This is a genomic window from Achromobacter aegrifaciens (assembly GCF_902859965.1).
GTDB classification, from domain to species: Bacteria; Pseudomonadota; Gammaproteobacteria; order Burkholderiales; family Burkholderiaceae_B; genus Achromobacter; species Achromobacter aegrifaciens.
In genome coordinates this window covers 30,431-52,553 of the sequence record NZ_CADIKO010000006.1, presented here as the reverse complement: position 1 = coordinate 52,553, position 22,123 = coordinate 30,431, and the positions used below count along the sequence as shown (strand labels likewise).

24 protein-coding genes and 1 pseudogene are annotated in these 22,123 nt (G+C 66.3%); 7 read left to right on the top strand and 18 right to left on the bottom strand.

Annotation, left to right across the window (positions count from 1 at the left end; translation table 11 throughout):
• Together HV793_RS28770 and HV793_RS28765 are read left to right on the top strand one after the other, a co-directional pair.
• Entirely contained in the window at positions 1 to 654 is a 654-nt protein-coding gene (locus tag HV793_RS28770; protein ID WP_054457843.1) for a TetR/AcrR family transcriptional regulator, read from the top strand.
• Between the two features lie 101 nt (positions 655 to 755).
• Complete coding sequence (locus HV793_RS28765; protein WP_054457842.1) at positions 756 to 1,070, top strand: hypothetical protein; 315 nt, start codon at positions 756 to 758, stop codon at positions 1,068 to 1,070.
• 27 nt (positions 1,071 to 1,097) lie between these two features.
• Here HV793_RS28765 and HV793_RS28760 read toward each other — a convergent pair whose 3' ends face one another.
• Positions 1,098 to 1,700, bottom strand: a complete 603-nt coding sequence (locus tag HV793_RS28760) for a LysE/ArgO family amino acid transporter (protein ID WP_175214332.1) — start codon at positions 1,698 to 1,700, stop codon at positions 1,098 to 1,100.
• 179 nt (positions 1,701 to 1,879) lie between these two features.
• Entirely contained in the window at positions 1,880 to 2,104 is a 225-nt protein-coding gene (locus HV793_RS28755) for an HP1242/YdcH family protein (RefSeq protein WP_013395499.1), read from the bottom strand.
• Positions 2,105 to 2,360: 256 nt separating this feature from the next.
• Between HV793_RS28755 and HV793_RS28750 the strand changes: the two genes are divergently transcribed.
• Complete coding sequence (locus HV793_RS28750) at positions 2,361 to 3,509, top strand: sterol desaturase family protein (RefSeq protein ID WP_175214331.1); 1,149 nt, start codon at positions 2,361 to 2,363, stop codon at positions 3,507 to 3,509.
• 79 nt (positions 3,510 to 3,588) lie between these two features.
• Here HV793_RS28750 and ycaC read toward each other — a convergent pair whose 3' ends face one another.
• The 3 genes from ycaC to HV793_RS28735 form a co-directional block, all read right to left on the bottom strand.
• Positions 3,589 to 4,215, bottom strand: a complete 627-nt coding sequence (gene ycaC / locus HV793_RS28745; protein WP_054457839.1) for an isochorismate family cysteine hydrolase YcaC — start codon at positions 4,213 to 4,215, stop codon at positions 3,589 to 3,591.
• A 55-nt stretch (positions 4,216 to 4,270) separates the two neighbouring features.
• Positions 4,271 to 4,948, bottom strand: coding sequence for a hydrolase (locus HV793_RS28740; protein WP_054457838.1), 678 nt, complete (start codon positions 4,946 to 4,948; stop codon positions 4,271 to 4,273).
• A gap of 115 nt (positions 4,949 to 5,063) precedes the next feature.
• Positions 5,064 to 6,011, bottom strand: coding sequence for a LysR substrate-binding domain-containing protein (locus HV793_RS28735; protein WP_175214330.1), 948 nt, complete (start codon positions 6,009 to 6,011; stop codon positions 5,064 to 5,066).
• Positions 6,012 to 6,118: 107 nt separating this feature from the next.
• On the opposite strand from HV793_RS28735, the gene HV793_RS28730 reads away from it, so the two are divergent.
• Positions 6,119 to 6,937: a 2-keto-4-pentenoate hydratase gene (locus HV793_RS28730; RefSeq protein ID WP_054457836.1), complete on the top strand. Its 819-nt coding sequence runs from the start codon at positions 6,119 to 6,121 to the stop codon at positions 6,935 to 6,937.
• 30 nt (positions 6,938 to 6,967) lie between these two features.
• Here the strand turns inward: HV793_RS28730 and HV793_RS28725 are convergent, their stop codons facing one another.
• The 9 genes from HV793_RS28725 to HV793_RS28685 form a co-directional block, all read right to left on the bottom strand.
• Positions 6,968 to 8,056, bottom strand: a complete 1,089-nt coding sequence (locus tag HV793_RS28725; RefSeq protein WP_054457835.1) for a LacI family DNA-binding transcriptional regulator — start codon at positions 8,054 to 8,056, stop codon at positions 6,968 to 6,970.
• A 25-nt stretch (positions 8,057 to 8,081) separates the two neighbouring features.
• Positions 8,082 to 9,116, bottom strand: a complete 1,035-nt coding sequence (locus HV793_RS28720) for a M14 family metallopeptidase (RefSeq protein ID WP_054457834.1) — start codon at positions 9,114 to 9,116, stop codon at positions 8,082 to 8,084.
• A 66-nt stretch (positions 9,117 to 9,182) separates the two neighbouring features.
• The gene (locus HV793_RS28715; RefSeq protein WP_054457833.1) at positions 9,183 to 9,530 is read right to left on the bottom strand and encodes a RidA family protein; all 348 of its coding nucleotides are present in this window, start codon (positions 9,528 to 9,530) and stop codon (positions 9,183 to 9,185) included.
• 22 nt (positions 9,531 to 9,552) lie between these two features.
• A complete protein-coding gene (locus HV793_RS28710) occupies positions 9,553 to 10,338 on the bottom strand; it encodes a transporter substrate-binding domain-containing protein (RefSeq protein ID WP_054457832.1) in 786 nt (261 codons plus the stop codon).
• 24 nt (positions 10,339 to 10,362) lie between these two features.
• Positions 10,363 to 11,103: an amino acid ABC transporter ATP-binding protein gene (locus HV793_RS28705; RefSeq protein WP_119450640.1), complete on the bottom strand. Its 741-nt coding sequence runs from the start codon at positions 11,101 to 11,103 to the stop codon at positions 10,363 to 10,365.
• Positions 11,090 to 11,740: an amino acid ABC transporter permease gene (locus HV793_RS28700; RefSeq protein ID WP_054457830.1), complete on the bottom strand. Its 651-nt coding sequence runs from the start codon at positions 11,738 to 11,740 to the stop codon at positions 11,090 to 11,092. Before HV793_RS28700 ends, HV793_RS28705 begins: the two co-directional genes overlap by 14 nt.
• Positions 11,741 to 11,751: 11 nt before the next feature.
• Positions 11,752 to 12,420 carry an amino acid ABC transporter permease gene (locus tag HV793_RS28695; protein WP_175181996.1) on the bottom strand — a complete coding sequence of 223 codons (669 nt, stop codon included), beginning with the start codon at positions 12,418 to 12,420 and terminating at the stop codon, positions 11,752 to 11,754.
• Between the two features lie 3 nt (positions 12,421 to 12,423).
• On the bottom strand, positions 12,424 to 13,725 hold the full coding sequence (locus tag HV793_RS28690) for an alanine racemase (RefSeq protein WP_175214329.1): 1,302 nt from the start codon (positions 13,723 to 13,725) through the stop codon (positions 12,424 to 12,426).
• A gap of 117 nt (positions 13,726 to 13,842) precedes the next feature.
• Positions 13,843 to 14,805: an AraC family transcriptional regulator gene (locus HV793_RS28685; RefSeq protein ID WP_054457828.1), complete on the bottom strand. Its 963-nt coding sequence runs from the start codon at positions 14,803 to 14,805 to the stop codon at positions 13,843 to 13,845.
• A gap of 319 nt (positions 14,806 to 15,124) precedes the next feature.
• Here HV793_RS28685 and HV793_RS28680 point away from each other — a divergent pair, with 319 nt between their 5' ends.
• The 3 genes and pseudogenes from HV793_RS28680 (at position 15,125) to HV793_RS28670 (ending at position 17,805) form a co-directional block, all read left to right on the top strand.
• A complete protein-coding gene (locus tag HV793_RS28680; RefSeq protein ID WP_054457827.1) occupies positions 15,125 to 16,171 on the top strand; it encodes an aldo/keto reductase in 1,047 nt (348 codons plus the stop codon).
• Between the two features lie 159 nt (positions 16,172 to 16,330).
• Positions 16,331 to 17,068 (top strand): annotated as a pseudogene (locus HV793_RS28675) (YoaK family protein); the annotation flags it as partial.
• An 83-nt stretch (positions 17,069 to 17,151) separates the two neighbouring features.
• Positions 17,152 to 17,805 (top strand): thiopurine S-methyltransferase, encoded by a 654-nt coding sequence (locus HV793_RS28670; protein ID WP_175214328.1) that lies wholly within the window; start codon positions 17,152 to 17,154, stop codon positions 17,803 to 17,805.
• 44 nt (positions 17,806 to 17,849) lie between these two features.
• Here HV793_RS28670 and HV793_RS28665 read toward each other — a convergent pair whose 3' ends face one another.
• From HV793_RS28665 to HV793_RS28650, 4 genes are read right to left on the bottom strand one after another with little or no spacing between them, the layout of a single operon-like run.
• A complete protein-coding gene (locus tag HV793_RS28665; RefSeq protein ID WP_175161549.1) occupies positions 17,850 to 18,617 on the bottom strand; it encodes an SDR family oxidoreductase in 768 nt (255 codons plus the stop codon).
• A complete protein-coding gene (locus HV793_RS28660) occupies positions 18,614 to 19,609 on the bottom strand; it encodes an NAD(P)H-quinone oxidoreductase (protein ID WP_054457823.1) in 996 nt (331 codons plus the stop codon). Before HV793_RS28660 ends, HV793_RS28665 begins: the two co-directional genes overlap by 4 nt.
• Before the next feature lie 15 nt (positions 19,610 to 19,624).
• Positions 19,625 to 20,329 carry an ABC transporter ATP-binding protein gene (locus HV793_RS28655; RefSeq protein ID WP_054457822.1) on the bottom strand — a complete coding sequence of 235 codons (705 nt, stop codon included), beginning with the start codon at positions 20,327 to 20,329 and terminating at the stop codon, positions 19,625 to 19,627.
• Positions 20,322 to 22,103, bottom strand: a complete 1,782-nt coding sequence (locus HV793_RS28650) for a branched-chain amino acid ABC transporter ATP-binding protein/permease (protein WP_054457821.1) — start codon at positions 22,101 to 22,103, stop codon at positions 20,322 to 20,324. Before HV793_RS28650 ends, HV793_RS28655 begins: the two co-directional genes overlap by 8 nt.
• Positions 22,104 to 22,123: the final 20 nt, after the last annotated feature.

Here is a 22,123-nt window from a genome sequence, read left to right as displayed (position 1 = left end):
GTGGCAACATGGAATAATTCGGTGCCCACGCACAAGGCGATGCACCAATTGAAGCGCGAAGCGCTGTTGCGCCAGGCGATTGCCGCATTCAACCAGAAAGGGTTCCACGCCACTTCGCTGGGAGACATCGCGACCAGCCTGGGCGTTACCAAGGCGGCGCTCTACCACTATTTTCCGAACAAGCACGCCCTGCTGTACGAGGCGTTCGCCGAGGCTTTGAGAGTAGGCTTCGAGGCCATCGAAGCGGCGGAACGCCATGGCGGCACCGGCCTGGAAAAGCTGCAGCTGGCGTTGCGCGAGTACCTGGAGGTGACGCTCAGCGAAATGAGCCGCTGCGTCATCATCACCGAGGAACACGCGCTAGAGCCCGATGACCGCGCCGAGATCGTCAAGCAGCGCGACCGCTTTGAGGCCAAGCTGCGCGCCTTCGTGCGCGAAGGGATGGAGGACGGCAGCATCATCCAGTGCGATCCCAAGCTGGCTATCTTTTCCATTTTTGGCGCGGTGAACTGGGTGCCGAAGTGGTATTCGGACGCGGGTGAATGGAACAACAAGCAGTTGGCCAAGGGCATGTCCGAACTGCTGTGCCGCTCCATCGCCAGCAAGCCGCCCGAGGCGTTCGCACCCGACATCGGCAAGATGCAGGTGGAATAGGCGCACCGCAGGGCGAAAATTTACGTTCTAATCTCGGTCTATCCAGCAAGCGCAAATACGCCGGCCGCCCCTGCGCGGCCCGCCAGACCGGGGAAAATAGAATGAGAACATCCTTGCTTTTCGTGGCCGCCCTTGTGACGGGCTGCGCCAGCGGTTCCAGCGACCTGCTGACCGAATCGAAGGTGGCCGCCATCAAGCTCAACGTCACCACCTACGAAGAGATGGTCCGGGACTACGGCCCGCCCCGGTCGCAGGGCGTCGGTCGCGATGGGCTGACGACGGCCACCTGGTTCTATTTCGACAATAGCGCCTACGGCGCGATGGACAACCAGCAGACGCTGACCGTGATCTTCAACAAGGACCGCACGGTGAAGGACTACGTGAACGCATCCGCCGGGTCCGGCAAGAGCCGCTAGGCCGCGCAGGGGCTTCGGCCCAGGTGTTCAGAGCACCAGCTTCAGTCCGATGGCGAACATGGCCGCGGCGACGCAGCCGTCCAGCACCCGCCACGCATCGGGATTGGCGAAGATGGGCCGCAGCAGGCGCGCGCCATAGCCCAGCGCAAAGAAGAAGGCGAAGGACGCCGTGATCGCGCCCAGCGCGAAGGCGGTCTTGTGGCCGTCGTACTGGCTGGAGACCGAACCCAGCAGCACCACGGTGTCCAGGTACACGTGCGGATTGAGCCAGGTCAGGGCCAGGCAGGTCGCCAGCGCGGCGGCGCGTCCGGCGGTCTGGGTGGATGAGGGCTTGAGGCTGTCGTGGCGGGCGCGCAGCGCCGATATGAGGCTGCGCGCGGCGTAGACGAACAGGAATAGCGCGCCGCCGTAGCGCAGGGCGGGTTCCAGCCAGGGCAGTGCGCCCACGGCCAACCCGAAGCCGGCCACGCCGGCGCTGATCAGGATGGCGTCGGACAGGGCGCAGGTCAGGCAGACGGCAAAGACATGTTCCTGGCGCAGGCCTTGGCGCAGGACGAAAGCGTTTTGCGCGCCGATCGCCATGATGAGGCTCAGGCCGAGCAGGAATCCGGGAATGTAGGCGGTGGTCATCGATACCCTTCAGCGAAGGGCGACAGACTAGCCTTTGAGGTCGGATTAGGAAAACTAATTATCCTAATCCTTATTTAGTAATCCTAACTCAGCCGTACACGTCTCGGTGGCCAGGGAGGGCCGGCAATGGCGGCACGGAGCCGGCTTGGCCCGATGCCGCCCGAAGCGAAGCGATGCTTTCAGCTGCCGCCCTGGTCGGCAGCGCGCAGGATGCCGTACAGCTTGTCCTTCAGGTGCAGTTTTTCTTTTTTGAGCACTTCAACCTCGTTGCCCGACGCCGGCTGGATGCCGGCCTCCATGTTCTTGATTTCCTGGTCCAGGTCATTGTGACGCTGGAACAGCGCGGAGAAATGCGCGTTTTCGGATTTCAGTTGGGTAATGAGGTGGCGGTATTCAGGGAACATAGGGGCCTCTTTAAAGAACCGGTTGATGGGCACTGCGGGAAACCGGGGAACCTGATGATCCATAAAGCTTTCGATTCCATGACACGCCAACCCCGCGCCGTTGTCAACCATCCGGGTGCTTGCAGTCCGTCCGAGAATTGATGTCGCGCAAGGCGCTGGCAGGGGCGTCATTCTGTCGTGCCTGATCACGTTTTATTACATGAAGATCCGTCCCCGGCGATAAACTCGCTTCCCCGTGGTCTGCCATAAATTTGAAATGAATCAGCGCGCGTCCATCCTTCGCCAAGTCTTACAGCTTTTCAAGCAGGACGGGAGGATCCATCCGGGTACGGGCATGATGAGCGGCGTGATCGCGCTGTTCCTGGCGATCCTGGCGGTCCTGGGCGTCCTGGCGTTCCACTTCCCCGCCTACCTCACCACCCCGGAGCTGCGCAGCTTCTACAACGTGGACGCGATGCGGGCCCTGCTGTTCACCGCGCTGCTGATTTCGGGCAGCATCGCGCTGGCCAATACCGTGCTGGGCCGCCAGCGCTGGCTGAACATCGCGGCCTTCGTGCTGGTCTGCGGCGCAGTGGCGGCGGGGGGCAGCAACGTGGTGGTGACCATGTCCAATACGGGCAATCATCCCTATCTGGGGCTGGATTGGTTCATCCTGGACCTGCTGGCGTCCAGCACGGTTTTCATCATTTTCGAGAAGCTGTTCCCGCTGTACCCGGGCCAGCCGGTGTTCCGCGGCGAATGGCAGGTGGACATGAAGCACTTCCTGTTCAACCACCTGTCGGTGGGGGCGGTGCTGCTGTGCATCAACTTCTTCGTGCACCGGCTGTTTTCCTGGGCGGCCTACGAACCGCTGCAGCAGGCCATCGTGTCGCTGCCTTACCTGGCAGAGCTGTTCCTGGCCGTGCTGGTGGCGGATCTGGTGCAGTACGCGGCGCACCGCGCCTATCACGAGGTGCCGTTCCTGTGGCGCATCCACGCGGTGCACCACAGTACCCGTACCCTGGACTGGCTGGCCGGTTCGCGCCTGCACATCGTCGAATTGCTGATCACGCGGGTCGCGGTGCTGGGCGTGCTGTTCGCGCTGGGCTTTTCCAAGCCGGTGCTGGACGCCTACATCATCATCGTCGGCTTCCAGGCGGTGCTGATCCATTCCAACGTGAGGCTGCCCTGGGGCTGGCTGCGCTACATCATTGTGACGCCGGACTTCCACCATTGGCACCATTCCTCGGATACCGAGGCCATCGACCGCAACTACGCCGCCCACTTCTCGTTCATCGATTACGCGTTCGGCACGGCGGTGCGCGGCGTGAGCAAGCGCCTGCCCGAGAACTACGGGATCCTGGATAACGACATGCCAGGCACGTTCCTGGCGCAGCAGGCCTACCCTTTCGCCCGCAAGAAATGAAGCTGCGGCGCGCCCGATGCGCGCCGCAGTGGAAGTCAGAGCCAGCCGGCCATGCGCCCGGGCGCGGCCGGCGGGGACCTTACCTGCTGCCCTTGACGGTGGAGTAGGCCGCCATCAGGTTGCGGTAGTCGGGGATGTGGTTGGAGAACAGCGTCCCCAGGCCTTCGATGTCGTTGCGCCAGTCGCGGTGCAGTTCGCAGGCCACGCCGAACCAGCTCATCAGCTGTGCGCCGGCCTGTTCCATGCGGCTCCAGGCGGCATTGCGGGTCACTTCGTTGAAGGTGCCGGACGCGTCGGTCACGACGAACACGTCAAAGCCTTCCTCCAGGGCCGACAGCGCCGGGAAGGCCACGCAGACCTCGGTGACGACGCCGGCGATGATCAACTGCTTCTTGCCGGTGGCCTTGACGGCCTTGACGAAGTCTTCGTTGTCCCAGGCGTTGATGTTGCCCGGGCGGGCGATGTAGGGCGCCTTGGGGAATTTGTCTTTCAGCTCCTGGACCAGCGGGCCGTTGGGGCCGTCTTCGAAGCTGGTGGTCAGGATGGTGGGCAGCTTGAAGTATTCGGCCAGGTCGGCCAGCGCCAGGACGTTGTTCTTGAACTGGTCGGGCTGGAAGTCCCGGACCAGGGACAGCAGGCCCACCTGGTGGTCGACCAGCAGCACCGCGGCCTGGGTCTTATCGAGTTTCACATAGGGCTTGGTCATTGCGTACTCCATGAGGGAATTGCGCGCCCTGCGGCGCGCGGGAAACCGGGCGGACTCAACGCTGCGAGTCGAGCTGTTCGCCCTTCTTGATGACTTCCTGGGCCCGGTTGTAGCTTTCGATCAGCAACTGATAGGGCGGGAAGATCTTGGTATAGACCTCGGCCCACTTGGCCGCGTCTTCGCGGTGCCAGGTCTTTTGCAGTTCCGCCGCGACGGCGCCCGTGTCCATGGGCACGACGCCGGCCTGCACCACGCGCGCCAGCGTGATTTCCTGGGCCATCTTGCTGTAGGTGCCCGAGGCGTCGACCACCACGAAGACCTTGTAGCCCTCGGCCACCGCGCTGATGGCGGGGAACGCCATGCAGACGCTGGTGATGGTGCCGGCAATGATCAGGGTCTTGCGGCCGGTTGCCTTGACCGCGGCAACGAATTCAGGGTTGTCCCAGGCATTGATTTCGCCTTTGCGCGCGACATATTTCGCGTGCGGGGCGTTTTCATGGATTTCAGGAATCAGCGGGCCATTGGGGCCCTGCGGCACGGAAGCGGTGGTGATGACGGGCAGCTTCGCCAGGGTGGCCATCGAGGCCAGCGCGCCGGCCAGCGAGCGCAGCTCGGTCATCGGCATGTCGGCAACCGTCTGGAACAGGCCGCTCTGGTGATCGATCAGCAGCATGACGGCATCGTTGGGATCGATGACGGGGCGCTGGCCATTGAAGTTGGCGGGGACGCTCATGGTGTGCTCCTGTTGACGTGGGGCTAACCATGCTAGGAGCAACGCTGGCCGCTGGGTAGGCGGGAGAAATGGGTTTCTGCGTCCCATTCGTCGGACGCTGCGGGCGGCCCCGAAGCTACTTCAGGGTGGGCACCTTGTGGCGCACCTGCGTGTCGTGTTCGCGCTTGGCCACTTCCTGGTACTCCGAACTGAGGAAGTCCAGCAGCTCGCGCACGCCGGGCAGCAGGCCGCGGCGCGACGGAAAGATGGCGTGCACGCTGCCGGCTTCCGGCTGCCAGGGGGCGCCTACGTCCACCAGGGTGCCCGCGTCCAGTTCCTCGCGGATCATCAGCAGGGGCAGGGAGACCACGCCCACGCCGCGCAAGGCGGCCTGCTTCAGCGCCAGCATGTCGTCCGTCACCAGGCGAGGCGTGAACGGCACGACGATGCGCGCGCCGTCCGGCCCGTCCAGCCGCCAATGGGATTCGCGCTGTTCCGTACCCAGGGCCAGCGTGGGCAGTTCGCTCAGGGCGTGCGGATCCGCAGGCAGCTTGATGCTGAGCGCCAGCGCCGGGCTGGCCACCAGGCACTGGCAGCTCATGCCCAGCGGTTTCATGATGAGGTCGCTGCTCTCGATGGGACCGAAGCGCACGCGCACCGCGATGTCGAAGCCCTCGCGCAGCACGTCCACGGGGCGGCTGAAGCTCTTCAGGTAGACGTGGACCTTGGGGCAGCGGACCATGAAGCGGGCCACCAGGTCGCCCAGGAAGTAGTAGATCAGCGCGGGCGGCGCGCTCATGCGTATGGTGCCTTGCGGTTCGGCGCGGGTGCGGTCGATGACTTCCTGGGCGGCTTCCGCGCCCGCCAGCATCGACAGGCATTGCTCGTAATATTCCTGACCCAATTCGGTCACGGCGAAGCTGCGCGTGGAACGCTGGATGAGCCGCACGCCGAGCCGGTCTTCCAGCAGCGCAATGCGCCGGCTCAGGCGGGATTTTGGTATGCCCAGCGCCCGTCCCGCGGGTGCGAATCCGCCGTTCTTGACGACCTGGACGAAGTAATAGAGGTCATTCAAGTCATGCATTGCTTCCCCGCTGTTCTGAAAATAGGACGTCTAGGGGAGCATATAACGGCTGCGGCACTGTGCGGGCAGGTTTTCTTTTACATTTGAGCGTACCTTCAGGAGCCACCATGCCAGCTTCCGACCCGGCGGCGCTCGCCCGTGAAATCAAGGCGGCGCAGGACCATGCCTCTTACATCGTGCCGGTCACGGCGCGGCGTCCGCGCTTCGACCTGGATGCCGCCTATGACGTGGCTGCGCGCATCCATCAGGCGCGGCTGGGGGAAGGCGCGCTGCTGGTCGGCCGCAAGATAGGCTTCACCAATGCCGCGATGTGGGCGGCGCTGGGCGTGGATTTTCCCGTGTGGGGACGCGTTTATGAACACAGCGCGGTTTATGACGACACCGGCGAAGTCCATTGCCGCCTGGGCCGCTATGTCGAGCCGCGCATCGAACCCGAGATCGTGCTGCATTTCCATTGCGCGCCGCCGCGCACGCGGGAGCTGGCCGCCATATTGGAATGCGTGGATTGGATCGCCCATGGGTTCGAATTGGTGCAGTCGCACTATCCCGCCTGGCAGTTCCAGGCCGCCGATACCGTGGCCGACAACGCCTTGCACGGCGCGCTTTACATCGGGCCGCTGATGGAGCCGGCCGAGCTCGGCCCGGGCTTGATCGAACGGCTGGCGGACTTCCGGGTGGAGCTGTCCTGCAACGGCATCCGCCGTGAAACCGGTGCGGGCGCCAACGTGCTGGGCAGTCCGCTGGCGGCGCTGGCCCATCTGCTGGAGGTGCTCGGGGAGCGTCCGGCCGACGAGGCGATCCAGGCGGGCGAACTGGTCACGACCGGAACGCTGACCAAGGCATATCCGGTGCACGCGGGCGAAACATGGAGCACCACGCTGGACGGCATCGGCTTGCCGGGCCTGCGCATCGTGTTCGACGAGTGAGCCCGCGCCGGTTGCCGGCGCGCAGGGACGCTAGGCGCTGGCGCGCTGGTTCAAGGTCAGCGGAAACACTTCCTGGCGCGCGGCGGGCGCGCCGCCATTCAGGCGCTGCAGCAGCAGTTCCCCGGCGCGGGCGCCCAGCTTGCGGCTGTCCACGCCGATGGTGCTCAGGCCGGGCTCGATTTCGCGGGCGATGTCGGTATCGCCGAAACCCAGGATGGCGATGTCGCGGGGAATTGCGAGTTTGCGGTCGCGCGCCTCGAACAGCGCGCCCACCGCCAGCAGGTCGTTGGCGCAGAACACGGCGTCAAAGGCCTGGCCCATGGCGAGCAGGCGGCCCAGGGCGGCGCGGCCATCGGCGATGGTTTGCGCATTGTCCACGGCCAGTTCGGCCACCACCTGCAGGCCAAGTCCGGCAGCGGCGGCATTGAAGCCCTGGCGCCGCAGTTCGCCGCGGCCGCCCTGGCGCGCCACGAAGGCGACGCGGCGGTAGCCGCGTTCGGCCAGATGGCGCGCTGCCATGACGCCGCCGTCATAGTTGGAAAAGCCCACCAGCATGTCGATCGGGTCGCGCGGATAGGCCCAGGTCTCCATGATGGGGATGCCCAGTTCGCGCAGCGACTGGCGGTTTTCCTCGAGCTCGATGACGCCGGTGAACAGCACCGCCGCGGGCCGCAAGGCGCGCAGCGACGCGATCATGCTGGTTTCCTTGGCGTAGGAATACGAGGTCTGTCCGACCATCAACTGGTAGCCCTGCGGCTCCAGCACTTCGGCGCAGCCCTGCACGGCCAGCGCGAACTGCTGGCTGAGGATGTTGGAGACGAACGCCGCCACCACGCTGGACTGCCCGGAACGCAGGGCGCGCGCGTGCGGATTCGAGGCATAGCCGGTCTGCGCCACTACCTGCAGGATACGGTCGCGCTTTTCCTGGGCCACTTTCTCGGGCTGGCGCAAGGCCCGCGACACCGTGATGGGCGATACGCCCGCCAGCCTGGCCACTTCCTCGATGCGCGGCGGCTTGGCGGGGGCGGCCGCGCGGGCGGGCGCGGCGGCGCCCTCGGGACGCACGCGCAGCACGTCGTCGTAGGTGGGGGCGGAAGGAGGCGCGGGCCGGTGGGTCATGCGATTTCTTTTGATTGTTCCGGGATCAGGCGGCAGGCGTCAGGATATCAGCCTGACCGACGGGACGCGCAACCTGGATCAGGCTGTCGCCGGATTCGCAGTCGGTATGCAGCCGCCGCGAAATGACGATACCCGATACCCGGAAACGCAGGACTTCCTCTTCCGCGTCCAGCTGGTTGAGGTCATGGTAGTAGCCCGCGACGTCGCCCGCGCGCACGCTGGCGCCGATGTCCACCGCCGGCTCGAACCAGCCGCGCCGGGTGGCGAAGATGTTCTGTTCGTGGCTGTCCAGCTCCAGCAACTGCATGGCGGGCGCGCCGGGCTGGTGCGGGCCGAGCACGGGCGCATCGGTCACGCCCAGCTTTTGCAGCAGGTTGTCGATGGCGCGCTGGGTCGCGGCCAGCGTGGCCGGCGTCAGCGTGCCGCCGCCGCCGAACTCGCCGCTGATGCCGATCGCGCCAGCGCGCGCGGCCGCCGCCATGGAGGTGGGCGCATCGCGGCCATTGGCGGCGACGAAGGCGTGGCCCATGCCCAGCGAACCCATCAGGTCCAGCGCGCGCGCCATGCGCTCGGGCGAGTCCTGGCGCTCGATCAGGGCGGTGGGCAGGTGCGCCATCGAGGTGCCGCCGGAATGGATGTCGAACACCACGTCGTGGCGCGGGAACAGTTCGTGTTCGAGAAAGTGCGCCAGGCGTTCGGTCGGGGTGCCGCCGGGTTCGCCGGGAAAGGCGCGATTGAGGTTGCCATTGTCCAGCGGAGAGCGCCGCCGCGCCGCCATCACGGCTGGCAGGTTGGCCAGCGGCAGGATGGTGACTTCGCCGCGCATGCGGGAGGGATCCAGGCGGCGGATCAGCCGGCCCAGGGCGACTTCGCCTTCGTACTCGTCGCCATGGTTGCCTGCCATGAGCAGCACGCGCGGGCCGCTGCCGTTGCGGATGCGGCAGATGGGCGTCTTGATCTGGTAGTAGGGCGAACGGTCTACCGAGTAGGGGGTGCCCAGGAAACTGAGCGCCTTGCCGTCGGCATCGAAATCTATGTCGTGAAACAGGCCGGTATGCATGGGGAGATACAACAGCGCCGCGCGAGGCGGCGCGAAGAGGGATCGGAAGGCTGCAGCAAAGCGCGCTTAGCGCAGCGCGGCGACCGCGGTCATTTCGACCCGCAGGTCGGGGTCGGCCAGGCGGGCTTCGACGCAGGCGCGGGCCGGCGGATTGGCGGGGTCGACCCAGGCGTCGTAGACGCGGTTCATGGCGTCGAAGTCGCCGATGGCGGGCAGGAACACGTCCACGGCCAGCAGGCGCGATTTGTCGCTGCCGGCTTCGGCCAGCAGCGCTTCGATCTTGGCCAGCACTTCGCGGGTCTGCGATTCGAGCGAGCCCTGGCGGTTGTCGGCCACCTGGCCGGCGATGAACACGAAGCCGTTGTACGAGACGGCCTGGCTCATGCGCGAGCCGGATTTGTAGCGTTTGATCATGCGAGTCCTTTGTTGGGGCCGATTACATCTGCGGCAGGGTCTGGGCTTCCTTGAACCATTTTTGCTGCAGAGCCGGCAGCTTGCCGTTCAGGCGGTTGGTGAAGAGGAAGGTATTGATCCAGTTCAGCAGGTTCTGCTGGCCCTGCTGCACGGCGGCATGCGCGGGCGATTGGCGGATCAGGAACTTGAGTTCGGGCGCCTTCGCGGCGTTGTCCTCGGCCACCTTGAGCGCGATGGCGCTGTTCTCGGCGAACGATTCCGACTGCCCGGCCAGGTAGGCGGCCACGGCCGAAGGCGTGTCCTCGAAGCGCACCAGCTTGGCGCCCGGCGCGTTGTCGGTGAGCCAGATGTCCAGCGTGGAGCCCTTGGCGACCGCGATGCTGTGGCCCTTCAATTCGTCCACCGTTTTGGCTTGCGGCATGCTGGCGCCGCCGTAGATGCCCAGGTTCACCGCGGCATAGGGCTGCGAGAACATGACCTGCTGGGCGCGTTCCGGCGTGGCGCCGGCGGCCGCGATCAGCACGTCGACCTTGCCGGCCAGCAGGCTGGGAATGCGGCTGGCGCCGGTGACCTGCACCAGCTCCAGCTTCACGCCCATGTCGGCGGCCATGAGTTTGGCCAGGTCGATGTCCAGGCCCGCGGCCTCGCCCTTGGCGTCCTTGAAGCCCCAGGGCGCGGCGTCCATCAGCACGCCCACGCGCAGCTTGCCCGCGCCCAGCACGTCCTGCAGTTTGTCGGCGGCCGAGGCGGGCGCGGCCAGGGAGAGACAGACGGCCGCGGCGGCGGCCAGCTTGGCGAACAGTTTCATGCAATGACTCCAGGAGCGGATGGTTCAGTGGGTGGACGGCGCGGCCGTGCCGATGAATTGGCGCAGCTCGGGGGTTTGGGGATTGGCGAAGAGTTCGGCGGGCGGGCCTTGTTCCCAGACGCGGCCCTGGTGCATGAACACGACCTTGGACGCAACGTTGCGGGCGAAGGCCATTTCATGCGTCACCAGCACCATGGTCATGCCCTGGCGCGCCATGTCTTCCATGACCTTCAGCACTTCGCCCACCAGTTCCGGGTCCAGCGCCGAGGTGACCTCGTCGAACAGCATCAGTTGCGGCGCCATGGCCAGGCAGCGCGCGATCGCCACGCGCTGCTGCTGGCCGCCCGACAGCAGGGCCGGATAGGCGTCGATCTTTTCAGCCAGGCCGACGCGGCGCAGCACGTCCAGCGCCAGCGCGCGGCCCTGCGACTTGGCGATCTTGCCGTTGAGCGTGGGCGCCAGCGTGATGTTGCGCTCCACGTTCAGGTGCGGAAACAGGTTGAACTGCTGGAACACGATGCCCACGCGCTGGCGGAACTGGCGCAGGCCGGGCATGCTGGCGTGGATACGTTCGCCGCCGATGCGGATGTCGCCGTCGTCCACCGTCTCCAGCGCGTTCAGGCAGCGTAGCAGGGTGGACTTGCCCGAGCCGGAGCGGCCGATGATGGTGACGATCTCGCCTTCATTGACTTCAAGGGAGACGCCGTTGAGCACCGCGTTGGCGCCGAAACGCTTGTGGATGTTGGAGACTTCAACGAGCGCCATGGAAGCGGCCCTCCAGGTTACGGGCCCACATCGTCAGGGGCAGGCACGCCGCGAAGTACAGCAACGCGACGCAGGAATAGACCAGCAGGGGCTGGAAGGTGGCGGCGCTGGCGATCTGTCCGGCGCGCGCCAGTTCGACAAAGCCCACCACCGAAGCCAGCGAGGTGCCCTTGACGAGCTGCACCAGGAAGCCCACGGTGGGCGGCAGCGACAGGCGGAACGCCTGCGGCGCGATCACATGGCGGAACTGGTGCCACTTGGACAGACCCAGGCAGGCGGCCGCTTCCCATTGCTCGTGCTTCACGGCCTGGATGCCGCCGTACCAGATCTGGCCCAGGAAGGCCGCCGTGTAGATGATGAAGGCGACGCTGACGGCGGTCAGCGCGGGCACTTCGATGCCCAGGAACACCGGCATGCCGAAGTAGAAGAACATCAGCAGGCCCAGGAGCGGCACGCCCTGGACCAGTTGCTGCATGGCCGCGGCCAGCCAGCGCAGCGGCGCCGAACGGTGGCCGCGCAGCAGCGCCAGCCCCAGGCCCAGCGGCGCGCCGATGGCCAGCGCAATCAGCACCAGGGCCACGGTCCATTGCAGCGCGCTGAGCAGGGAGGCGAAATCACTCAGGGTAAATGTACGCATGCTCGCGACTCCTAGCGGCGCACGGGCCAGGTGAAGGCCAGGCTGCCGGCCAGGGCCAGCAGCGCCTTGGTGATCAGCACCAGCGTGAAATAGATGCCGCAGATCACCGCATAGACTTCAAAGCTGCGGTAGGTGCGGCTTTCGATGAAGCTGCCGGCATGGAACAGATCCTCGGCCGATACCTGCGAGGCCAGCGAGGTGCCCAGCAGCAGGATGACCAACTGCGTGCCCAGCGCGGGGTAGACGTTGCGCAGGGCGGGCGCCAGCACGATGTGGCGGTACACCTGCCAGGTGCTCAGGCCCAGGCAATGGCCGGCCTCGATCTGGCTGCGCGGAATGGAATCCAGGCCGGCGCGCAGGATCTCGATGGCGTAGGCCCCGAAATACAGGCTGAGCGCCAGCGCCGCGGCCACGAAGGGGGGCATGCGCAGGCCCAGACCCGGCAGGATGAAGAACACGACGAACAGCTGGATCAGCGACGGCGTGTTGCGGAACACCTCGACATAGGCGCGCAACGCCAGCTTGACCGGCTTGGGGCCATGGCGCGTCAGCAGGGCGCCGGCCAGGCCGATGGCCAGCCCGGCGATCACGGCGATGACGGTCAGCTCCAGCGTGACCTGGATGCCGTCCCAGAGCTGTTCGCGGTAGCGCCAGATCTGTTGGAAGTTCAGCTGTTGCATGGCTTATCCGAAGAACGTGCGGTAGGCCGACTGCACGCGGCCATCGGCGTCCAGGCCGAAGAAAACGCGCCAGCGGTCCAGACAGGTGCAGGGATGCGAAATGCCGAACTCGATCACGTCGCCCGGCGCCAGTTCGCTGTCCGGCGCGATGGCCAGGAAGGCGTGCTGGTCGTTGAGCCGCGTGACGCGGGTTTGCGTGTCCCAGCCGGGCAGGGCCGCGCCGCCGCGGAAGGCGGCCAGCGGCGCGGGCAGGTCCTGGTCGTAGGACACGTCGCGCATGCCGAAACCGCAGATCGCCAGGCCCGGTTCCGGTCGCGACAGGACTTCGCCCCACAGGCGCAGGGCCGGCCGGAAGTCGGTGGCGGCGTTGCGCGCCTGGCCGTCGACCAGGAAGCCCGCGCGGGCGTCCATGGCCTGCAGCGCGCGCTGATAGGTGCCATGGTCATGGAAGAAGATGGCGCCGCTGCGCAGCACCAGCTGGGCATTGCCGTCCTCGGACAGCCAGCCCTTGGCCGCCTGAGTGACATGGTCGAAGAAGGCCGAGCCGCCCGCGGTGAACACCAGAGGCGCGTGCGGCGCCAGCGCGCGCACTTGCTTGAACGCGCGGGCGGCGCGCTCCATCAGCGCGGCGATATTGCTGGCGGTGAGCGCCGCGTCCGAGCTGGCGACGGCGCCTTCGTAGGTGGCCACGCCCGCCAGCGCGAGCTTGTCGCCCTGCTCACGGATCGCGGCCAGGATGGCTGCGACCGCGGCATCGTCGCGCGCGCCCGCGCGGCCGCCGCCGACTTCCACCAGCACCTCCACGGGCCGGCCGGCTTCAGCGGCCGCGGCGGCCAGCGAACGCACGGTGTCGGCGGAGTCCGCGAATGCCAGCAGGCGCGCATGGGGGTAGCCGGCAAGCAGCTTGCCCAGGCGGGCGCCGCTGGCCGCGCCGCCGATCTCATTGCCCAGCATCAGGCGGGTTACGCCTGCGCGCAGCAGCACGGCGGCCTGCTGCAGGTTGGCGACGGTGGCGCCCCAGGCGCCGGCATCGAGCAGGCGCTGCACGATCTGCGGCGACATCGGCGTCTTGGCATGCGGCGCCAGCGCCGCGCCGTGGCTGCGGGCGTACTGGAAGATCTGCTCGACGTTATGGGCGAAGGCGGCCTCATCCAGCGTCAGGACGGGCAGGGCCATGTTGCCGCTCCTGGGCTGCCAGCCCCGGGCCGCCACGCCGCGCAGCGGGACGGCGGGCTCGCCCGGAGGAATGCCCCGGTAGGTATCGTCCAGTGGAGTATCGAGCAGGGTTTCCAGGAAGGGATTCATGTGGCCGCCGAAGAAAGATCAGGGTTATGACAACGTTGTCATTTGATGGCGGCAGTCTAATGGTAACGTTGTCAAATTAGGATTAGGGCAATCCCCTAGGGATGCCCGACCGGCGGCTCAGGCCGGCGCCGACGCGGTTTCGTCCTTCCAGCGCTGCTTGTCGCGCAAGGGCGGCGAACCGAACAGGCGGCTGTATTCGCGGCTGAACTGCGACGAGCTTTCGTAGCCCACGGAATGGGCCGCCAGCGCTACGCCCGCGTCATCGGTCAGCATCAGGCGCCGCGCTTCCTGCAGGCGCAGGTGCTTCTGGTATTGCAGCGGGCTCATGGCGGTGGCTTGCTTGAAATGATGGTGCAGCGAAGACACGCTCATGTGCACGTCGCGCGCGATTTCTTCCACGCGCAGGGGCTGGGCATAGTTGTCGCGCAGGATGCGGATGGCCTTGGCCACGCGGTTGAGCTGGCTGTCCTGCAGCACCGATTGGCGCAGCACCGCGCCCTGGCCGTTCATCAGCAGGCGGTACAGCAGCTCGCGCTTGACCAGGGGCGCCAGGATGGGAATGTCGCGCGGCGTGTCCAGCAGGCGCAACAGGCGCAGCACCGCGTCCAGCAGCGCGCCGCCCAGCGGATTGACGCAAAGCGCGCGCGCGGCCTCGGCTGGCGGCTGCGGCGGCAGGCTTTCGTCGCTGATCAGCGAGGTGATCTCCTCCACGTTCAGCTCCAGCCGCAAGCCCAGATAGGGCAGCGTCGGGCTGGCGACGGACACCTTGGCCACGACCGGCAGATCCACCGAGGAAATCAGGTAATGGAAGGGGTCGTACTCGTAGGCATCGTCGCCGATGAGCAAGCGCTTGGAACCCTGGGCGATGACGCCCAGCGCGGCCTTCTGCAGTCCGGGCTTGGCGCCGGTGGGCTGCGAAATGCGGTGCAGGAACAGGCCCTCGATGGGCGTGTCCAGCGAACCCTCCAGGTCGCCGGTCATGCGTTCCAGCGTGCAGAGCAGTTCGCGCCGCGCCGGCTCATAGGCGACGTCCAGGGGCGGGACGGCGACTCTGGCGGCAAGTGCGGATGTGATGGTCATGGGGGCTCCCGTGGCGCGCCGTGCCGGATGGGCGTTGGCGGCAGAAAGTCGGAGGATTGGGTGGCTTTCAGTTTATGCCTAAGCTTGCCTGCATCCAGGCTGCGGCGCTTTTCATGGAGAAATGGGCAGAAAATTCGGAGGAATGAGCGGCCAGGCGCCGCAGACTGGCCAGCGCTGCAGGATTGGGCAAAAAAAGGGCAGGATCAAGCAGCGTCCGCGCCGGCCCCTGGACGCATACTTTCCTTCATCCCGGCAGGCGGGCCGCGGCCATTCCATCCCGGAGCGCCGGCTCCCGCCCAGCCCTTGAAGGAGCGCAACCATGCGGTACAAGAAATTCGGAAGCACCGGCCTGTTCGTGTCGGAACTCTGCCTGGGCACCATGACCTTCGGCGGCGGCGGCGAGTTTTGGAGCAACATCGGCAGCCTGCAGCAGGAAGAGGCCAATCGGCTGGTGGGCCGTGCCTTGGATGCCGGCGTCAATTTCATCGACACGGCCGACGTGTATTCCGAGGGCCGCTCGGAGGTCATCACCGGGCAGGCGCTGCGCGACCTGAAGGTGGCCCGCGAGGACGTCGTGATCGCGACCAAGGTGTTCGGACCGACGGGCGCCGGCGTCAATGCGCGCGGCAACTCGCGTTCGCACATCATCGACGGCGTCAAGAAAAGCCTGTCGCGCCTGCAGCTGGATCATATCGACCTCTACCAGATCCACGGCTTCGATCCCGCCACGCCGGTGGAAGAAACGGTCAGGGCGCTGGACAATCTGGTGCAGCATGGCCACGTGCGCTACGTTGGCGTGTCCAACTGGGCCGCCTGGCAGATCATGAAGGCGCTGGGCATTGCCGAACGCCTGGGGCTGGCGCGCTTCGAGTCGCTGCAGGCCTATTACACGATCGCCGGCCGCGACCTGGAGCGCGAGATCCTGCCCATGCTGCAAAGCGAAGGCGTGGGGCTGATGGTGTGGAGCCCGCTGGCTGGCGGCCTGCTGAGCGGCAAGTACAGCCGCGACGGGCAGGCCGAAGCCGGCAGCCGCCGCGCCGCCTTCGACTTCCCGCCGGTGGACCAGGAACGCGCCTACGACAGCATCGACGTTCTGCGGCGCGTCGCCGGCGCGCGCGGCGTATCGGTGGCGCAGGTGGCCCTGGCCTGGCTGCTGCACCAGCAGGCCGTGACCAGCGTCATCATCGGCGCCAAGCGCGTCGACCAGCTGGACGACAACCTGGCGGCCACGGCGATACGCCTGACGGCGGACGAACTGGCCGAGCTGGACCAGGTCAGCGCCTTGCCGCCGGAGTATCCGGGCTGGATGCATGTGCGCCAGGGCGAATACCGGCGCAAGCAGCTGAGCGAATCCGGCGGGGCGTAAAACGCCGGGGACAGGCGGGGCCGCCAGCGGTGGGACCGCCTCCGGCGAGGCCGCCGCCGGCGTGGCTGCCGGCGGGCGTGCCAGGCCTCGCGCCGTGCCGCGGCGACTAGAATGTCATGCACATTGCTGTGTATGGATTCTTGTCTTCAAGGGACACGCGTGGCCATTCCGTATCTACGCCGCCTGACGGCCGTCAGCCGCAGCCCCCAGGCCAACAGGCACCTGGCTTACATCCTGACCTTCACCGCCGGCGCGGTCAACGCCGGCGGCTTCCTGGCCGTGCAGCAATACACCTCGCACATGTCCGGCATCGTCTCCATGATGGCCGATCACCTGGCGCTGGGCGGGGTGATCGTGGTGCTGCAGGGGCTGGCGGCGCTGCTGTCCTTTCTGGCCGGCGCCGCCAGCTCGGCCTTCCTGATCAACTTTGGGCGCCGCTCGCACCTGACCAGCGAATACGCGATGCCGCTGCTGTACGAAGCCGTGCTGTTGCTGGGCTTCGGCTTGCTGGGCGCCAACCTGGAAACGCTGCGCTGGTTCTACGTGCCGGGCACGGTCATGCTGCTTTGCTACATCATGGGTCTGCAGAACGCCATGATCACCAAGCTGTCGCGCTCCGAGATCCGCACCACGCATGTGACGGGCATGGTGACCGATATCGGCATAGAACTGGGCAAGCTGTTTTACTGGAACGTGGCCCAGGGCGATCCGGCCTCGATGCAGCCGGTGCGCGCGGACCGCAGCAAGCTTGTCGTGCTCACCGTGCTGGTGTCGCTGTTCTTCGTCGGCGGCGTGACGGGGGCATATTCCTTCTTCAACTTCGGGTTCGGCTCGACGGTGCCGCTGGCGCTGGTGCTCATGGTGCTGGCCGCCGTACCCATTGTGGACGACATCCGCAGTCTGCTGCCGCGCATGTAGGGTCTGTGCGCCCGCCGCCGAACTACAATGCCCTGCACCGATACACAGGAGGCAGACCGGGCATGGACGCGGAATTCTGGCTGGAGCGTTGGCGCGAAGGGCGCACGCATTTTCATCAATCGCGGGTCACGCCGCTATTGCAGAAGTATTGGCCGACGCTGGGCGTGCCCAAGGACGGCCGGGTGCTGGTGCCGCTTTGCGGCAAGTCGCTGGACATGGTGTGGATCGCGGCGCAGGGGCATTCCGTGCTGGGCGTCGAGCTGTCCGAGCTCGCGGTCGAGCAGTTCTTCGAAGAAAACGAACTCAAGCCGCTCACGCACGTGTCCGTCTATGGCAAGCACTACGTGGCGGGCAGCATCGAAATCATCTGCGGCGACATCTTCAAACTGGATGCGCAACTGCTGTCGCATTGCGTGGGCGCCTATGACCGCGCCGCGCTGGTGGCGTTGCCGGACACCATGCGCGCAGACTACGTGCGCCACGTCTACGGCAATCTGTCGCCCGCCTATCAGGGACTGCTGATCACGCTGGACTACCCGCAGGAAGAAATGGCGGGGCCGCCGTTCTCTGTCGTGGACAGCGAAGTGCAGAACATCTTTGCGGGCGTGTCGCCCGCCAGGATCATCGACCGCCGCGACATCCTGGAAAAGGAACCGAAGTTCCTGGCGGCCGGCGTCAGCCGGCTGGACACCGTGGTCTATCACCTGGGCGCGTAGGAATGAAGACGGCGCCCGCCTGAGCACAGGCGGGCGCCATGCTCTCAGGTCATCAGCCAGCCGCCGGCCACGTCCAGCACCTGGCCGGTGACGAAGCGGGCTTGATCCGACGCGAAGAACAGGCAGGCATCCGCTACTTCTTCCGGTGTACCCAGGCGGCGCAGCGCGGTTACCTGCGCAACCGCGTCATTGATTTCCTTGGGCACGGTTTTCAGCAAGGGCGTGCTGATGCGTCCAGGCGCCAGGGCGTTGACGGTGACCTGGTGCTCGCCCAGTTCGGCGGCCCAATGGCGCGTCAGACCGATCAGTCCGGCCTTGGTGGCCGCGTAATGCGCCGCCACGATGTCGCAATAGGCGCGGCCGGCCACGGAAGACATGTTGATCACGCGGCCCTGGCGCTCGCGCACCATGTGCGGCGTGGCCAGGTGCGTCATGTAGAACACGCTGTTCAGGTTGACGGCGACCACGTTCTCCCATTCCCTGGGCGGCATCTCCCAGACCTTCAGCGCGCGTCCATCGGTCTTCGGTGAAATGCCGACGTTGTTGACCAGGATGGTGGCCGGACCCAGCTCTGCGCTGATGCGTTCGTAGGCTGCCTGGCACTCCTCGAAGCGCGCGACGTCCGCGTGCACGAAGCAGGCTTCATGGCCGCGCTTGCGCAGTTCCTTTTCGTAAGCCTGCCCGCCCTGCGCATTGAAATCGATGAGACCCACGCGGCCGCCTTCCGCCAGGAAGCCTTCGACGATGGCCGAGCCTATGCCGCCGACCGCGCCCGTCACGATGGCCACCTGGTCCTTGAAGCGCCCGCTCATGCGGCCACCTTCAGCATGATCTTGCCGATGTGCTTGCTGCTTTCCATCAGCGCATGCGCCTGGGCCGCTTCCGCCAGCGGAAACACCTTGTGGATGCGCGGCAGGCATTGCCCCTGTTCCATCAGCGGCAACACTTTTTCCGCCAGCGCGCGGGTGATCGCGCCCTTGTCCTCGTCGGAGCGGGGGCGCAGGGTGGAGCCGGTGAATTGCAGGCGCTTGAGCATGATGGGCATGGCGTCGATCTCGGCCTTGCTGCCCTCCAGGAAAGCGATCTGCACCAGCCGGCCATTGAGCGCCAGCAGCCGCAGGTTCTTGTTGATGTAGGCGCCGCCCACCATGTCCAGTATCACGTCCACGCCCGCGCCGCCGCTGCCCTGGCGCACCGCCGCCTCGAAGTCGGCCTCGCGGTACAGCACGGCATGGTGCGCGCCGGCGGCCAGGCAGGCGTCGGCCTTCTCCTGGTTGCCTACCGTGGTCCAGACTTCGGCGCCGAAGGCGCGCGCCAGCTGGATCGCGGTCAGGCCGATGCCGCTGGAACCGCCGTGCACCAGGAAGCGTTCGCCGGCGGCCAGACGGGCGCGGTCGAACACGTTGGTCCAGACGGTGTAGTAGTTCTCGGGGATGGCGGCGGCCGTCAACAGGTCCAGGCCGCGCGGCACGGGCAGGCAATGGCGTTCGTCCGCCAGGCAGTATTGGGCGTAGCCGCCGCCCGGCGTCAGCGCGCAGACCTGGTCGCCGACTTTCCAGAGGCTGGCGTCGGGCCCGGTGGCGACGACGGTGCCGGAAACCTCCAGCCCCAGGTGGGGCGACGCGCCCGGAGGCGGTGGATAGGAGCCGGAGCGTTGCAGCACGTCGGGGCGGTTGACCCCGGCGTAGGCGACCTCGATCAGCACCTGGCGGCCGGCGGGGGCCTCCATGTCGCGTTCGGCCAGGCGCATGCAGTCGGGCGCGCCGCCCTGGCCGTGGTCGATGTATGTGCAGCGTAAAGACATAAGGAATCCTTGGTATCAATGGCCCAGGTAGGCCTTCTTCACATGCGGGTCGCTCAGCAGCTCCGCGCCAGTGCCGGTGCGTACGATGGCGCCGTTCTCCAGCACGTAGCCGCGGTCCGCCAGCCGCAGCGTGCGGAACACGTTCTGCTCCACCAGCAGCACGGTCACGCCGTGCGCGGTGACGCCGCGGATGATGTCGAACATCTGCTGCACCAGCAGCGGCGACAGGCCCAGCGAGGGCTCGTCGAACACCAGCAGCTTGGGATCGGCCATCATGCCGCGCGCGATCGCCACCATCTGCTGTTCGCCGCCGGAAAGCGAGCCGGCGTACTGGTTCAGGCGTTCCTGCACCCGCGGGAAGATACCCAGCACCTCGTCCAGCTTGCGTTGCACGATGGGGCGGGCGGCGCGCTTGTAAGAACCCATCAGCAGATTGTCGCGCACCGTGAAATGCGGGAACAGCTGGCGGCCTTCGGGAATCATGGTGATGCCCGCGTCGACGATGTCGTAGGGCTTGCGGTTGGTCAAGTCCTGGCCTTCGAACTCGACTTTGCCTTCCATGGCGGCGATGACGCCGCACAGCGTCTTCAAGGTGGTGGTCTTGCCGGCGCCATTGGCGCCGATCAGCGTGACGATCTCGCCCGCATGGACCTCGAAGTTCAGGCCGTTCAGGACCTGGCTCTTGCCGTAGCCCGAGGACAGATTCGAAACCTTAAGCATCCTGGTACTCCTTGCCCAAATAGGCCTCGATGACGGCGGGGTTCTCCACCACGTCCTTGGGCGCGCCGCTGACCAGCACCGCGCCTTCGTTCAGCACGATGATGCGGTCGGACAGCGCCATGGTGGCCTGCATCATGTGCTCGATCAGCAGCACCGATACGCCGGAATCTCGGATGCGGCGGATCATCTGGATCGACTTCTCGATGTCGGTCGGGTTCAGTCCCGCCATCACCTCGTCCAGCAGCAGGATGCGCGGCTTGATCGCCAGCGCGCGGGCGACCTCCAGGCGCTTCATGCCGCCCACGGTCAGGTTGCGCGCCTCGATGTCCAGGTACTTCACCAGGTCGGTCTGCTCGGCGACTTTCAGTGCGATCTGCTCGGCTTCGTCACGGTTCGACGTGCGGATGAAGGCGCCCAGCATGATGTTCTCCAGCACGGTCAGGCCGGTGAACGGCTTGGCGATCTGGAAGGTGCGGCCCAGGCCCTGGTGCGCGAATTCGTCGGGCGTCTTGCAGGTGACCCAGTTGCCTTGCGCGTCCAGCATGGTGATGCCGCCCTTGTCCGGCGACAGGAAGCCCGACAGCAGGTTGAAGACCGTGGTCTTGCCCGCGCCGTTGGGGCCGATCATGCCCAGGATCTCGTTCTGGTTCAGCGTCAGCGACACGTCGTTGGTGGCGCGCAGGCCGCCGAAGCTTTTGAACAGCTTGTCGGCCTTGAGCACCGGCTGATCCGTGCGTTCGGCGCTGTGCAGGCGCAGTTCATCGGCCAGCTTGAGCTTGGCGCGGGGCGTGCCCAGATAGGGCAGACGCGACAGCCAGCGTTCGATGGCCGGGCCGAAGGCGCCGGCCAGGCCGCGCGGAATGGTCAGCACCACCGCTACCAGGATCAGGCCGTAGATCAGCCCGTGCATGCCGTTGCCCACGCTGCTGAGCCAGCCGCGCGCCAGTTCGGCGATGGGCAGCACCAGGAAGGTGCCGGCGATGGGCCCGGCCACCGTACCCAGCCCGCCAATCAGCGCGAACATGGCCACCTGGATCGACAGCTCCAGCGAAAACGCCGAACTCGGGTCCACGAAGGTCAGGTAGGTGATGTGGAAGGTGCCGATGATGCTGGTCAGCATGGCGGACACGACCGCGGCGATGATCTTCATGCGCACGGTATGGATGCCGACCGCCAGCGCCGCGTCCTCGCGTTCGCGGATCGCGATCAGGTAATGGCCGATGCGCGACTTGCGGATGTACCAGGAGGCCCAGGTCACCAGCAGAAACAGGCCGAAGGCGATGATCACGTAATTGACCTTCTCGCGGAACACGATCCAGGTCCAGCCTATGTTCAGCGGCAGGCTGATGCCGCTGGAGCCGCCCGTCCAGCTTTCTTCGTGGATCACCAGGAGGCGCACCACCTCCAGGATCGCGATGGTGGCCAGCGCGAAGAACGGGCCGCGCAGCCGCAGCGTGGGGTAGCTGATGAGGATGGCGACCGCGCCCGAGATCGCCGCGCCCGCCAGCATGCCGAACCACGGCGAAATGCCGAAGTTCTGCGTCAGCAGCGTGGCGGTATAGCCGCCGATGCCGTAGAACACGGCGTGGCCCAGCGATAGCTGGCCGGCGTAGCCGCCGACGATGTTCCAGGCCACGGACAGGGCCGAGAACACGAACAGCAGGACGAACAGGTTGGTCCAGAAGGGCGTGCCCATGATCACAGGCACAAGGAACATCGCAATCAGCAGGATGAGGCTGACGTAGGTCTTGGGGTGTCGGATATCGGGAAACACATCTCGCTCCTTGTTGCTCT